Origin of the sequence: Methanobrevibacter sp. (genome assembly GCF_045220775.1) — an archaeon.
Taxonomy (GTDB): domain Archaea; phylum Methanobacteriota; class Methanobacteria; order Methanobacteriales; family Methanobacteriaceae; genus Methanocatella.
The window spans coordinates 1-14,955 of the sequence record NZ_JBGUWC010000019.1 but is presented as its reverse complement, the minus strand read 5'-3'; the positions used below and the strand labels follow the sequence as shown (position 1 = coordinate 14,955).

Here is a 14,955-nt window from a genome sequence, read left to right as displayed (position 1 = left end):
CAGGGTTTTTGAATGAGTAAACAAATTATGAACAGGTTGTATATTTATCACATTTTCATGGTAAAAATACAATATTTAACCGCTAATATTCTCAAAAAGCATTAAAATTTACTGTATATTTTTTATTATTATTCTAATATGGAAATATCATTGGTATTTATTCGATTTATTAAAAACTTGTTCATAGAAATTTAACTCGTTCAAAAACCCTGTAAATGGGTGATAATGTGATTGACAGAACTGTCGAAATCCGATATAATAAAAGGGATAACTCAACTTATGTTAGAGGTGTCTTTATGATGCTATTGATAATGATGACCGTAGAGTATTCAAGAAAAAGAAACAACTGATAAATTATTAGGCGAAATTGACAACATCTTTGAATTTGTTAATTCGTATAAACCGTCTGAATAATTAAGATGTTATAAGGCAGAGCCAACAGGTGCTGCCTTATGTTATTTACCCCCAAAGGAGAAATTATGAGATATAAAAACGAAACAAAGGAAAAGTCAAATGGAATGATTTTCACTCCTGAAGATATGGCTGATTTCCTTTCAAATGAGCTTATATCATATCATTCTGATATTCATTATGATGAGATTTGTGTTTTAGATCCTGCTGTCGGCAAAGGAGAGTTACTGTTATCTATTGGCAGCATATTAAAGAAACGTTTCCCTAACAAAAAACTTATATTAGTTGGATACGAAACCGATGAGAATGTTGCCGAAACAACCTATAAATTATTAGGCAAAAAATTCCCTAATGATAAGATTGAAATAATAATTCAGGATTTTCTTTCAGTAGAACCAGCAATGCAATATGACTATATTATTGCAAATCCCCCATACATAAGAACCCAAATTCTTGGAACTGATAAAGCTCAGGAACTTTCAAATAGATATTCATTAAGTGGACGTATTGATATATACTATGCATTCTTATTATACACAAAATCATTTCTAAAAACTGATGGCATTGCAGGATATATTACTTCTAATAAATTCTTTACCATAAAATCGGGAGCAACTGTTCGAGACTTTATGGTGGAAAACTACCAGATCAAACGTATCGTTGATTTTGGGGATACCAAGCTATTCAATGCATCCGTTCTTCCTTGTATCGTCGTTTTTTCTCAAGGAACAACAACTGATCCTGCTGATGTAAGATTCACATCAATATATCAGACAAATGATGATGAATTTGAACGTATTACAACTATTTTTGATAGGATAAATGATAATGGTGTCTTCTGTCTTTCAGACGGAAGGTGCTTTGTGTTCAAGCAGGGTTCACTAAGTAGCATAGAAGATAAAGCACTATGGACCATATCGTCTGATGAGTCAAAACAATGGCTTATATCTGTTGAGGCTCAAACTGAACATCGTTTATCCGAAATCGGTAAAATCAGAGTTGGTATTAAAACCACAGCAGATAATGTTTTCATAGGAAATCAATGGTCTGGTGAATTGGAAAAAATTGAATTATTAAGACCTTTAATCACTCATCGAAACGCCGGCAAAATTATTCCTCAAAAATCTGATATGTGGCAAGTTCTTTATACTCATACAATAGCTAATGGTAAAAAGGTTGCTTATGATATTGAAAAATACCCTTATGCTAAGAAATACTTATGTCAGCATTATGATCAATTGTCTGCACGCAGTTATGTGCAGAAAGCTCATAGAAATTGGTATGAGATATGGGTTCCTCAGAATCCCGACAGCTGGAAATCAAGAAAAATAGTGTTCAGAGATATTTCTGAAACACCTCAGTTTTGGTTAGATGAAAGCGGTGCTGTTGTTAATGGAGATTGTTACTGGATAGAGATAAACCCTGATGTGAGCGAAGATATGGTATATCTTACACTTGCCGTTGTAAACAGTCGATTCATCGAAAAGTACTACGATACTAAATTCCATACCAAGCTCTATTCAGGTAAACGTAGATTTATGACACAATATGTTGAGGATTTTCCTATTCCTTCTTTGGATAACCCTTATGCACAGAAAGCTATAGGTGTTGTTAAGCAAATAATATCGGGACTCTCCTATGAGGAAGAATCCCGAAGAATAAATATTCTCAATTCTTTGGTAGACAGAATGTTCACAGTTACTTCTTAAAGAAATCAGATGGTAGTGGAAGCTGTATTTTTGCGTTCTGTTTTTTGCCTTGGAACAGCGGAAAGTCATTTGTGAAATGTAGACCATTAGTAATATATACTTTGTCAATGGTAACTGTGCCACGATCTTTACTAACAAGTCCGTCGAATATAGCATACCGTACATCTTCGCTAAAATAGGATTTTCCATAACAACTGAAAATGCAACAACCATCGTCGGGAGAATGCAATCCTAAGTCAATCGTAGGAGATGTTTGCAGCTTTATCTCAAGCAACTGATTTCTTAAATCAGGATATCTTCCATCATCTTCATAGATTGAGTAACCAAGTGCTGCACATACAGCACCATGGATAACTGCACCTCTATTTCTTTCCTGAGTTGCTGATATATAATTGAATTCACGTCCTTCGAGTGTAATCAATCTGTCATACAATACTGAAATAGGTAAAAGGCTATCTGGATTTGGAAAGTCATTCGGATTGAATTGTCTTAAATCTGGATTGTACTTACAGATAACGTCTGTAAGATTGCCAGTATCTTCTAATGCAAACAGATTACTTCGATTAAAATGATGCATTGTTGCCTGATACTTTGTTGTAAGCTTTCCTGTGTTATCGTAGTAGGCAAGTTCGTCACCGTTAATAACTCGGACATTTGTGACAATATCGTCTTCATTAACCTCAAGGAAAACGTAGCGTCGATCAGGAGTTATTTCTTCGTTCCAAATTTGTACATTGAGCGATTTTTGAGTGTAGACATCAAAGTTCTGCCCGTAAAAGCGTGGCTGGGTTTTCTTAAAATTCTTAGGTATAGGATAACCTAAGCATTCACAGATTTTTTGCTTTACTATCTTGGAACGAGTTCTTAACGGCAAACCTTGTAAAGATAGTCCAACCATGTCAGCTTTAATTATTTCCTGGAGATGTGCCGTAGGAATGTACAATGTTTCATTATTCGGATCTATTATTTCATAGATAGTCAGTCCGCTTTCTGAGATATTTCTTTGATAGTCGATCATATTAATCCCTACTTTCATTATTCTCAACAAACAGTTTATAGGTTTCAATATCCAAAGCATCAGCAATACGCTGAATGTTTTCAAGAGAGATGCTTCTCCTGAAACATTCTACATCACTGATATAAGTCCTGTGCAAACCGCACTTCTCGGCAAACTTTTCTTGCGATAGACCTTTCTGTGTACGATACTTTTTCAGATTTGTGCCAAATACTTTAACAATATCCATGATTTACTCCCCCATTTTATCAAAAAAAATACAATATCGAACACAATAAGTCGACAGACAATAAGTGGCTGTTCAGCAAAGATAAGAAAAACCTCTGTGATTCATTAGAAATGATTATAGAGGTTTTTCTTATTCATATTATTACGCAAATATAGCTCCTATTTTACATTCCCTTTATCGAAAAAATGTTAAAGGGTACATTTTCTGTTCTACTTTCCTTATTTTAGTAAATTCTGATAAAATGGTGCAACTCTTGCAAGAAAAGGAATGATTTTTTCAGATACTGTGGAAATGTGCTTTTAAAATCGCTCAGAACCCCTCTAAAATGCCCCAGATTGCACGGGAAAGAGGGTTAGGAGTATAATTTATACCCATAAGCCTAACCCACCGAAATACCCCTAAAATCAACCATACAGTGGAATACACATTCAGTTGTGTTTTTACTCCGTTTATATCTCCAATAAAGAATATTGTTCCACCAATTTGCAGACACGTTTAAAAGTCTGCTTTAAACAAGCTTGTATAAGCCCGTAGAAGCCCGTGTATGCCCATCAAACGTGGTTAGGAATATAATTTTACTCCCTCGCCATAAAAAAATGGCGTAGAACGCAAATATAAGCGTTCTACGGCTATTCTTAATAGTCATAATGTCCTTTTACGGTAGCTATCACTATTGAATCATGCTCTGTAAGCGGTCTTGTTGCATTTTCTATACCGTCAATGACCTTATTAAAATAGCGTATATTGCTTTCAGAATAGAACGGATCGGCGGAAAATTCAAACGGGATACGATGTTCTTTTGCAACCTTTCTGAATTCATTGTATGATAATTTAAAGCATTTGAATGACATTATAAAAAATATCATAATGGATACTTGTATCAAAATAAACATATCCGAAACTATACCAAACAGCACCCGAAAAGCAAAGATTTCGGGTGCTGTGTTTATATATTAAATTAGATGGACCATATATTTCATATGATTGCCACCAATTAAAGCATTTTTTACGCAAGTTGTACGTTCATGTATTTGTCCTAAATTTCTGATTGACAGAAAATGAAAAAAAATGTAAAATCAAATAAGAGTATGAGACTCGTTATATAGGATTGTTACTATTTAGCTTAATGCCGTCAATAAATAGGCATACAGTACACAAGAAATCCAATGAGGAAAGTTCTGCTTCTATTTTGTTTTTAGCCTTTTTGGGGTTGACGGTTACAAAATAACATTATTATTCAGACGATAAGAATTTATTAAAAAGGATGATATTAATGAAAACTGTTTATGTGGTACTATTAATTATATTTATCGCTTTATTGGTTGTTTTTTCAGTTATATTATTTTTAAATTCTAATTTGACTGGTGGCATTGCATCAATAATTGTCGCATTGATTACGAGCACTGTTACGTTTATCGTTAACTCTAAAATAAATAAAAACAGCAAAGAAACATTTTCAATTGGTCATGATGCTAAAGGCAAAGGAAATGAATTAGGTAATATAGAAATACATTCATCAAACTGCAGTGATGATGTATGTGATGTTGGACATACAGTTGATGGAGAAAATATAAAAATAGGGGATATAAAAATATGGAAAAAATGAACGATATTCATCATCATATCGGACATATTATATCGGGAGAAAATATTAACGTAGGAGATTTGAATTACTGTGAACTAAGCATTAGTGACCAGATTAATCATAAAACTGATGATTTGATTAAAAGAGATAAAACTACAAATAATTTCCATTTTTATTTGTTTGATTCGAAGAGAACAATAGAAAACGCTCATGAAGATGGTAATTATGATATAATGCTGTCCTATTATGGAGATTCTTCAATTAGTAAAGACCGTAGAGATAATATCAGTACTTGTTTAGATATTTTATATGATTGTAATATTTTATTGATAACTGGCAATTATGGTCAAGGTAAGACTATGTTATCCAAAGCACTGCAACTGCAATGTATCAATAAGGGCGATAGTACCGTTTTTTTTAGAGCTCAAGAACTAATACGAGTTGTTTCTGATTTTAAATTATTATCCGACATTTTTATAAACATGTTAGCAAAGAAGAAAACCCAAAGATTGATTATTTTTATAGATTCTATAGACGAATTAAACTACGGAAATTCAATAAAAGAATTGCTCGATAGTATATTCATATGCATAAAAAGCAACAGGAGCATCTATTTTGTAATAAATAGCCGAGTTTATATTAAGATTCAACAACAAAACAATGCAAAAAAAATAGAAGATATTTTTCACGAAGAAATTTTCGACATTCTCGAAATAGCAGAATTCTTATATGTAAAAATGAAAAATTTAGATAATAAGCTTCTTAATAATTTATTTTTTAACTTAAATTCAACAGATGAGTATGAAAAGAGTTTAAAAACACAATACATAAAAGAACACTACAAACATATGTTAGACACATGCAAAATTCCTCTGTTTGCATATGTGATTGGTGATTATTATTATAATCATAATTTTAATTTACCAAATACTATTTCGGATATTTATAATTCCTTTATTACAAAAACTATAAAAGGAAAATTTTCTCAGGAGTGTAGTAATCACCCACGAATAAAAGACCATGAGTTTGAATATCATAATTTACTAAAATTACTGGCTATTTCTATGATAAATAAAACATCACATTATTTGAATTATAGTAATATAGAAGAGTTTTTTTCTGAAAATATTAAATATTCATTCTATATTGAATTATCAAAACTATCATATGAAACGGAAAAAATATATAATAACATTACCCAATTTAAAGGTTACTACGAAGATAAAGATAATATAAATGCTGATTTTTTAAATTGTTATTTTTTTAAAGTATGCGAAACAGATGAAGGAAAATTTTTCTCATTTTCTGATGAAAATACTATGTGCTATTTAGCGGCTGAATATGTTTTTGATATACTTGCTCCCTTGTTAAAACAAAATGAGATTAACAACAAGGTTTGTGAACCAATAATAAATTCTCTTGATCAGTTTTTTCCAAATCCTTTAGCTATGGATTTTTTGATAGAAAGAATTAACAGTGTAGTAATTTCAAACGACACAAAAAGGAATAACATTATAAAAAATATCAGCAAAATACTGAACTACATGAAAAATTATTATTCAAAGGAAAACTATTATCAAAAAGAAACTAATGAAAATGTCCCATCAATAAAAGGAATAATGGCTCAAATAATACTAATGGTAATATTTATAAAATTTAATCAAAAAAGTTATAAAAACATAGATAGTAACCATTTTTTTAAACATTTTTATCTCTTAAATCAAGTCGCAAAAGCAATGGAACTTAATGGACAACATAGTTTGGATTTAAATCATCATAGATATTTAATCGAAAGATATTTTAGTGACTGCATTATTATTGACGCTTATTTCAGAAGGTTAAACTTAAAATATTTTGATTTTAATAAATCTGAAATGACAAATTGCGTTTTTTATCAATGCAAATTTTTCGAAAGCAATTTTTGTGATACAAAATTCAAAGGCAATACAAAATTTGACTTATGTGAATTTAATAGTGTAAATTTCTCACCTAAAATATTAGATAACATTGTATTTCAAGATTCAAAAATTATTAACTGTAAATTTATTGATGTATGTTCTGATATAATTATTTTATTCGATAACTGCAGAATTGCAAACCTGGAATTTGCTAAAAATATCTTTAACAGAAGAGTAAGGGTAATATTCAGAAACTGCAATTTTCAAAACATTTCTATTAACGAATGTAAAGCATCAATAGGAATCTATGGATGCTTGTTTCCCAATAATGAGAAAATAAAAATAAAAGGCAATGCTAATGTTACACTTATTTCCAATAGTAATATTAGTGAAATACAATGTGATTCAGACTATAAATTGGCAGATGAAAACTTTTACGAGTGTGAAAATAAAAAGGGTATTGATTGGCATTCATATCAATGAAAGTTTAAACACTACCACCGTTAGGTGGTAGTGTTTAAATTTGCCCCTCAAATTACTTACTTAGGCTATTCAAAGTAGGTAGCACGAAAAATACTAAAAAATCACCAAAACCAATAAAACAGGTATTATAAAAATATTTTCATGCATACATCTTTCTTATTTTTGATTTATTACTACAAATTACGATGTAATTATTTCAATTCAAGACCAAACAATACAAAAGTTTAAGATTGACAATGCAATTAATATATGTTAGACTATATACAGTGCAAATAAAACGAGGTGAGATTATGCTTAATATAGCTGGCATTAAGTTATATGATGTGGGAGAAGTTGCAGATATGTTCAAAGTTAATAAAGCCACTATTCGAAATTGGATAAGAAGTGGCACACTACAGACCATCCGTATTAAAAGAGCACATTACATCAACGAGGACACATTAAGACAATTGGTAACACCACAACCAAAACAGGATACGGACGTTTAAAGCAGGTGACGAAATGATAATCAACAAAAGCGAAAGTTTTTTGACAGATGATGAAATAAAGGACTTGCGACAGATTAACAAGTTAAGAACACTGACAAACCAATTACGCACAGACGAAGCCGAAAAAGAAATAAAAGGCATTTATGACGAAGTATCTGAGAAATTAGACGTACTTAATTATTATGCGACAGAGCGGTATTCACAATCTTTCAACGGCGACAAGATGGCAGTTCTCGCAGATGCCCAAGAAACGTTATCTTACATTACCAAAGAAGATTTTTTAGATTATCAGCAGGCTAATTCACACAGGAAAATAAAAAAAAACTTTGACGGGTTCTGTCAATTTCTGTGGATCGTACTTATACCTCAACTTAACGCACTTGTTTATAATGGCTTTTCCTCGACCGAACTGCAACCACTTATCGAAGAAAAAGCAACACAATTTTACAGAAGTCCACGCAGAAAGAGAAGATCAGAAGTTCTTCCGAATGATAATCTTGTAAACCCTAGTTATCGAAAAGTAAAACAAGGCAAGGTAACTAGTCAATTCCCGACAAGTGTCAAAAATGCGAAGTCAAATTATAAGGGACTGACTATCACAAGCGGTACCGACTATAAGTGTATGATACCCAACAGTAGTAATCTAAAAAAATTAACAGCACAGACAAAGCAGGTCTTATACTGGTTGCTGATGATAGCTGCATACAACAATCTAACAAGTGACACAGATGAGTTTGAATTTGATATAGACAGCTATTTCAGTGAAAAAGGTGTGCAAAACACGCAAAAAGCGAGAGAACAATTAGCAGGCGATATGACACTACTAACACAGATGACCCTGCAATATACTATCACCACAGGCAGAGGAAAAAAACGAAAAGAAAAACACATAGGCGATTTTAATATAATCGGCGGTTGGAATTGGACTAATCAAAACAAAAAAGACAGGATACGTTTTAATTTTACCAAAGATATGATGAAACAGCTAAAATCATACGAATTTACGACGGTTATGAATATACCTCGTATATTTTGGCGACTGAATACCCACTACAACCCATCAAGTTGTGATTTGCTTATCAAAATTGCAACCCATAAGAACATGAACTATAACAAGAGCAATGCTGATATTATAGCCGTGCAAACATTACTTGATTCAACACAGCATATCCCCACGCTTGAAGAAGTCAACGGACTTAACCGCAATACAGCAGAACGCATAATCAAACCGTTTGAGCGTGACATGAACGCATTGCACGAAGCATTTGATTGGTGTTATTGCAAGCCTCGTAGCAATGGACAGGAACTCACCCCCGAAGAATTAAAAAACATTGATTTTAATGTTTTTAAAGAATTATTAGTCAAAATCAAATGGAAAGATTACCCAGACCAGACAGCCCGATTAGAACATGAAAATCAAAAAAGTAAGGCGTTAGAACCACTCAAAAACAAGCCAAAATAAAGCTACCTATACCCATCAAGTCGCAAACCTATACCCATCAAGTCGCAAGCCCCCAAAAAAGTCCGCTTTTTATCGAGGTTTTTTAGGGGTGTTTTACGCTAATACTATTAATACTATTAATAGACGCAAAAAATCGTCTAATACGATTTTTGCGTCATAAATAGTATGAACGGAGAAGACCCGAAAATCTCATAAAAAAGCAAAAGAAAGGATATGAAAAATTGAGCTATTTATTTACGGAAAGCGAAATTGACAGGTTAATAAAATTTACAAATGCAAAGATCAGAAATAAGGGAGATGAAGTTGAATTTACATATTGCCCTATCTGTCACGGCGGTGAACATCAAGACAAATATACATTTGCGGTAAACAGAAGTACAGGAATGTTTAAGTGCATGAGATCATCATGCGGTAAGCAAGGCAGTTTTTACACACTGGCAAAAGAAGTAGGGCTACCCGTTGAGTTTAGCACGAAAAGAAAACCCCAAAAGACATATACCAAGCTATCACAGAGAAAAATATCTGATATAACGGTTAGAGATAATGCAATAGCCTATCTTAACGGCAGAGGAATACCCGAAGCGATAACAAGGCAGTATGGGATAACTACTCGAACAGACAATCAAAATATACTTGTCTTTCCGTTTTACGATTGGAACGGAAATTTAACAATGGTAAAGTACCGTAATACACAGTATCAAAAAGGCGGTTATGGCAGTAAAGAATGGACTTCCAAAGATACAAAGCCTATCTTGTTCGGTATACAAAACGTAAATTATGAGAATGATACCCTTGTCATCACGGAGGGACAAATTGACAGCTTATCATTGACAGTGGCAGGGATAGAAAATGCTGTATCCGTTCCAATGGGGAAAAACAATTTTGAATGGATTAACACTTGTTGGGGATTTTTAGGCAAGTTTAAAGAAATTGTTGTTTTTGGCGATAACGAAAACGGTACAATCACGCTTGCAAACGAAATGTCGGAGCAATTAAAGCAACACATAATAAAAGTCGTGAGGAAAGAAGATTATCACGGCTGTAAAGATGCTAATGAAATACTGCAAACGTACGGCAAAGATAAAATTGTAACGGCGGTCAAACAAGCCAAGATGCAGGAGGTAGAACATTGTCTGTCAATGCGAGATGTCAAAAGGATTAATATATCGGATTTACCGCATATTTCAACGGGCATAGCCGAATTAGACCGTATTATCGGAGGTTTTTATGAGGGACAATTAGTGGTTCTTTCGGGCAAAAGAGGAGAGGGCAAATCTACGTTAGGTTCGCAATTTATACTTGAAGCGGTAGACCAAGACGTAAAATCACTGATATTTTCGGGAGAATTGCCTAATTACCTTGTGAAAAATTGGATAGATGTGCAGTCAGCAGGCACAGCGTATTTGACACCAATGCAAACTGCCACAGGTCAGATAATGCCTGTTATTTTGGACGATACGAGAACAAAAATCGAAGAATGGTATGAAGACAGTCTATATATAGTGGACGATACACAGCTTGATGAAAACGAGGATTTATTAACGGTGATTGAAAAAATCATCTATCGAAAACAAATAAAAATGTGTTTGATTGATAATTTAATGTGTTTTGCAAGCTATGATGATAATATTTATAACAATCAGGGCAAAATCGCAACAAAATTGAAAAAAATTGCTACTGAAGCCCAATGTACAATAATTTTAATCGTCCATGAACGCAAAATGCAAGGCAGAGATGTATCGGATAATGTCAGCGGTAGTGCAGATATAACCAACCGTGCCGATGTTGTGTTGCGATTATCACGAAAAAACGGTAGCGACAGCGAGGGTATATTACAAGTCGCAAAGAACAGGCTGTTTGGAAAATTGGCATTGGAAGATAACAGTAACCACATTTCGACCGATTTTGACGAACTTTCAAGACGTATCAGCACCAAACAGTCACCAAATAACAACAAGTTGTATTCATGGGCTGTTTCCAAAGATGAAGTTATAAAAATTGACATAGGTGGATCACCCGAAGATTTACCGTTTTAGGATATGTAATTAAAAGATGAGGTGTTTTTTATGGAAAATGTTCAGCAGAGTATGAACAAAACAAGGTCAATCAGAGCAACAGACGAGGTATTCGCAAGATTTAAGGCAATAACTGAAACTGCAGGTGGTACAAATGAGGGTTTGAATGCATTGTTGAATGCGTATGAGTTGCAACAGGCAAAGCAGGTATTGACGGGACAGGTAGCATTGATAGATGACTTTACAGCAAGAGCGGACGGTATTGTAAAAGCTTACATATCGGCATTAGAGCTGTCCGCCAATGCCGAAGAACGCATAAAAGCCGAATATGAAATGCTGTTGAAAAGCTATCAAAAGACAATAGCCAAGTTGCAGACAGAAAACGAGAGTATCAAGGCAGAGAGTGTAACATTACAGACCGTTGCAAACGATACAATCAGGCAATTAAAAGCCGACATAACGGCGATACAGGCAACATTAAGCACAGCCAAAGCAAATGAGCAGAGAGCCATAGAGGGCAAAGCCCAAGCAGAGCAAATAGCGACATTAACTGCCAGCAAGTTGGAAGAACTGAAAGCAACAGTTGACGATTTAACCGCAAGAGCGGAACAGTCAGATACATACAAGGCAATGACGAAAGAATTACAAACGAAATTAGACATGGTTAGTCAAGAAAAAGAAAATATAATAGCTGAGTACAATCTTAAATTGCAGACCATGACGGCAGAGCAACAGACGAGAATACAGATGGCAGTTAATCAGACCACAGCTATATATCAACAGAAGATTGCCGAACTTCAACAACAGCATTCGGTACAGTTGGCAAACATAATAGCACAAGTGCAGACCAAAGCCGAAGCAGTGGAATAGAGATACGCAAGCACTGTCCAGTGTCTGACATTGGGCAGTGTACCTTTTAGGAAAGTTTTCTAAAACCATTTTTGATTTTTTTGTTAATCGTAAATTTTTTTCTGACCTTGCTTTGAAGTTTTTCAAAAACTATAAATGAGCAAATTCCTAATTCTTCGTGAAACTGCACAATATTCGCAAGTCCCCGACCTCTCCACCACAGCCTGCGGCGGCGGTTCCCCTCTCCTTACGAAGGAGAGGTAAGGGTGCCTGCCGTAAGTCATAAACTGACCGCAAGGCAAAAAGTCGGCTTGCCTCCCCTGATTTCAGGGGAGGTGGCACGCCGCAGGCGTGACGGAGAGGTTAAATGCGGCGACAGCCGCATAGATGTTTTTTGTGCAACTTTCAAATTTGCTCATTTATAGTCAAAAAACTATTTTCCGCAAGGTAACCAAGATTATAAATCGAAAAATTTTATAGCACGCCCAAAAAATTTTTTTCAATTTCAACTTTAAGTGCACAGAATGCAGAGAACAAAAAAACAGATCTCCGTAGGAGGTCGCAAGCACAGATTTTGTCCGCACGTTGTACGCACAAAATCGCTTGTTGGTGAAATCTCCCCACACCCCATATTTTACATTGTATAAAATATAAATCGCTGTTGCTCACCATTTCAAATTTTAAGATTTTAGAAAATCGCAGATTTTGAAAAAGTACAACATGAACTTTTTTCAATTTATGATTTCCTCTCTCTTGCGAAAAAATAATTTTTGAAGAAAAGCTATTCATGGAGAAATCAAATTCCACAAAAATTTTTTTCCGAGAACCTATAAGAAGATTTTTGAAAAATCTTGACAGCCGAAGCTATCACGAATGATGAATATAAAAATCTGTCCGACACCTCCTCAAATGAAATTGAAACTTTGGAAGATGATGAAACAGAAGAACTCAAAGAAACCGTTGAAGAAGAACAGATCTTCACAGAAGATTTTGAAACAGATGACATAAGCGGTAATGCAAATTTTTTCTATCGGTAAGACGGGACTTCACAGAAATAACAGTTCATAAATTTTAAGTCGGGAAAATTTTTTAAAGTTGCCCGACTGATTTTTTCAGAATTTACGATTTTGAAAAATCGTAAATTCTGAAACGGTAAGCGACAGCGATTTATATTTTACACAATGTAAAATGAGGGTGTGGGGAAACTTCACCGCCAAGCCGATTTGTACACCCAATGGGTGTACAAAATCTCTGCTTGCGACCTCCTACGGAGGTCTGTTTTTTTCTACTTCACTTTTGGGAAGATTTGATGTAGAATTGTATTATCTAAAAAATGGAGATGATGTTATGAGCGAAGAAAACAAAAGTCAGCGAATTACTTTGAGAGTATCACCGAAAGAAAAAGAAGAATTAGAAAAGAGAGCGGAACAAGCCAAGATGTCACTGTCGCAGTATCTCATTAGAGCAGGAGAGAACAAAAAGATAACTGTTGCGGAAAATATTCCCGAATTGTTTTTAGAGATTACGAGAATTGGTGTAAACATCAATCAGATTGCTCACGTTGCCAATTCACAGAAGTATGTGAACACTCAACAGATTTATGAATTGAAAAGATTGCTGAGAGAAGTTCAAGGAGATATGGAGAAAATTATAAAGGCTTTGGGCAACAATGAAGAAGTGACGAATGATAATCTTAAAGAAATATTGCTGATGGTTGAAAAGAGAATGTCAGGCATGGAAAGAAGAATATCAAAATTTGAAATGAATTTCGATCAAGCATCCTACCATGTTGACGAAAGGTTAGATAAGATTTATAAGAAAATAGAAAATGGTGACACCGATGAATGACAGCATTAAGAAAAAAGCAAAGGCTTTTGCAGACTACTGGCAAGGCAAAGGCTACGAGAAAGGGGAGAGCCAACCGTTTTGGTTATCTCTCTTGCGTGATGTGTACGGTGTAGAAAATCCCGAGCAGTACATAAGCTTTGAAAATCAAGTGAAGTTGGATAATACAAGTTTCATTGACGGCTATATCGAAACAACACACACTGTAATTGAACAAAAGAGCTTGGATCAAGATTTATTAAAGCCAATCAAACAGTCGGACGGTAGCCGTCTGACACCGTTTCAGCAAGCTAAACGATATTCTGATAACATGAAGTATTCCAAAAGACCGAGATGGATAGTGACTTGTAACTTCAAGGAGTTCCACATCTACGATATGGAAAATCCTAACGGAGAACCCGAAAAATTATTTTTGAAAGACTTGCCGAAAGAATATAACCGTTTACAGTTCCTTGTGAACCCAGAAAATGAGAATATCAAGCGTGAAATGGAAATCTCTTTGCAGGCTGGAGAGCTTGTCGGTAAGATTTACAATGCCGTCCGAAAGCAATATCATAATCCCGATGATGTAAATTCACAGAAAAGCCTTAATAAATTGTGTGTACGGCTTGTATTTTGCTTGTATGCGGAGGACACTGACATTTTCGGAAAACATCAGATATTCCATGATTACATGAAGAAATTTTCGGCTAATGAGTTCAGAGAAAAGTTGATACAGCTTTTCAAGATACTTGATACCGAAGAAAAAGACAGGGACAAGTATTTTGATGATGAATTGTTGGCTTTCTCGTATGTCAACGGCGGTTTATTGTGCCTTCTGGTACAGACGTATATAGGTATTTTTCTCTGCATTCAGCGTATTATAGGTGTAAATGGGTGCAGGGTTTTTGAATGAGTAAACAAATTATGAACAGGTTGTATATTTATCACATTTTCATGGTAAAAATACAATATTTAACCGCTAAT

Annotated in this window: 15 protein-coding genes; 12 read left to right on the top strand and 3 right to left on the bottom strand. The window is 34.3% G+C overall.

Annotated features, from left to right (window positions below; genetic code table 11):
• Positions 1-227: 227 nt before the first annotated feature.
• Complete coding sequence (locus tag ACJROP_RS00915; RefSeq protein WP_406533637.1) at positions 228-350, top strand: hypothetical protein; 123 nt, start codon at positions 228-230, stop codon at positions 348-350.
• 129 nt (positions 351-479) lie between these two features.
• A complete protein-coding gene (locus tag ACJROP_RS00910) occupies positions 480-2,120 on the top strand; it encodes an Eco57I restriction-modification methylase domain-containing protein (RefSeq protein WP_406533636.1) in 1,641 nt (546 codons plus the stop codon).
• Here ACJROP_RS00910 and ACJROP_RS00905 read toward each other — a convergent pair.
• Positions 2,110-2,697 (bottom strand): hypothetical protein, encoded by a 588-nt coding sequence (locus ACJROP_RS00905; RefSeq protein ID WP_406533635.1) that lies wholly within the window; start codon positions 2,695-2,697, stop codon positions 2,110-2,112. The two genes, ACJROP_RS00910 and ACJROP_RS00905, sit on opposite strands and share 11 nt — an antisense overlap.
• Before the next feature lie 274 nt (positions 2,698-2,971).
• Between ACJROP_RS00905 and ACJROP_RS00900 the strand changes: the two genes are divergently transcribed.
• Positions 2,972-3,094: a hypothetical protein gene (locus ACJROP_RS00900; RefSeq protein ID WP_406533634.1), complete on the top strand. Its 123-nt coding sequence runs from the start codon at positions 2,972-2,974 to the stop codon at positions 3,092-3,094.
• Positions 3,095-3,139: 45 nt separating this feature from the next.
• Here ACJROP_RS00900 and ACJROP_RS00895 read toward each other — a convergent pair whose 3' ends face one another.
• Together ACJROP_RS00895 and ACJROP_RS00890 are read right to left on the bottom strand one after the other, a co-directional pair.
• Positions 3,140-3,364, bottom strand: a complete 225-nt coding sequence (locus ACJROP_RS00895; RefSeq protein WP_406533633.1) for a helix-turn-helix domain-containing protein — start codon at positions 3,362-3,364, stop codon at positions 3,140-3,142.
• A 635-nt stretch (positions 3,365-3,999) separates the two neighbouring features.
• Positions 4,000-4,215, bottom strand: coding sequence for a hypothetical protein (locus tag ACJROP_RS00890; protein WP_406533632.1), 216 nt, complete (start codon positions 4,213-4,215; stop codon positions 4,000-4,002).
• 422 nt (positions 4,216-4,637) lie between these two features.
• On the opposite strand from ACJROP_RS00890, the gene ACJROP_RS00885 reads away from it, so the two are divergent.
• The 9 genes from ACJROP_RS00885 to ACJROP_RS00845 all read left to right on the top strand — a co-directional run bounded on the left by ACJROP_RS00885 (position 4,638) and on the right by ACJROP_RS00845 (position 14,884).
• Positions 4,638-4,970, top strand: coding sequence for a hypothetical protein (locus ACJROP_RS00885; protein ID WP_406533631.1), 333 nt, complete (start codon positions 4,638-4,640; stop codon positions 4,968-4,970).
• Positions 4,958-7,330: a hypothetical protein gene (locus tag ACJROP_RS00880; protein ID WP_406533630.1), complete on the top strand. Its 2,373-nt coding sequence runs from the start codon at positions 4,958-4,960 to the stop codon at positions 7,328-7,330. Before ACJROP_RS00885 ends, ACJROP_RS00880 begins: the two co-directional genes overlap by 13 nt.
• 290 nt (positions 7,331-7,620) lie before the next feature.
• Entirely contained in the window at positions 7,621-7,818 is a 198-nt protein-coding gene (locus ACJROP_RS00875) for a helix-turn-helix domain-containing protein (RefSeq protein WP_406533629.1), read from the top strand.
• 13 nt (positions 7,819-7,831) lie between these two features.
• The gene (locus ACJROP_RS00870) at positions 7,832-9,280 is read left to right on the top strand and encodes a hypothetical protein (protein ID WP_406533628.1); all 1,449 of its coding nucleotides are present in this window, start codon (positions 7,832-7,834) and stop codon (positions 9,278-9,280) included.
• 221 nt (positions 9,281-9,501) lie between these two features.
• Positions 9,502-11,316 carry a DnaB-like helicase C-terminal domain-containing protein gene (locus ACJROP_RS00865; protein WP_406533627.1) on the top strand — a complete coding sequence of 605 codons (1,815 nt, stop codon included), beginning with the start codon at positions 9,502-9,504 and terminating at the stop codon, positions 11,314-11,316.
• Between the two features lie 30 nt (positions 11,317-11,346).
• Positions 11,347-12,165 carry a hypothetical protein gene (locus ACJROP_RS00860; protein ID WP_406533626.1) on the top strand — a complete coding sequence of 273 codons (819 nt, stop codon included), beginning with the start codon at positions 11,347-11,349 and terminating at the stop codon, positions 12,163-12,165.
• 830 nt (positions 12,166-12,995) lie between these two features.
• A complete protein-coding gene (locus ACJROP_RS00855; RefSeq protein WP_406533625.1) occupies positions 12,996-13,181 on the top strand; it encodes a hypothetical protein in 186 nt (61 codons plus the stop codon).
• A 310-nt stretch (positions 13,182-13,491) separates the two neighbouring features.
• Positions 13,492-13,992: a plasmid mobilization protein gene (locus ACJROP_RS00850; protein ID WP_406533624.1), complete on the top strand. Its 501-nt coding sequence runs from the start codon at positions 13,492-13,494 to the stop codon at positions 13,990-13,992.
• A complete protein-coding gene (locus ACJROP_RS00845; RefSeq protein ID WP_406533623.1) occupies positions 13,973-14,884 on the top strand; it encodes a type IIL restriction-modification enzyme MmeI in 912 nt (303 codons plus the stop codon). Before ACJROP_RS00850 ends, ACJROP_RS00845 begins: the two co-directional genes overlap by 20 nt.
• Positions 14,885-14,955: the final 71 nt, after the last annotated feature.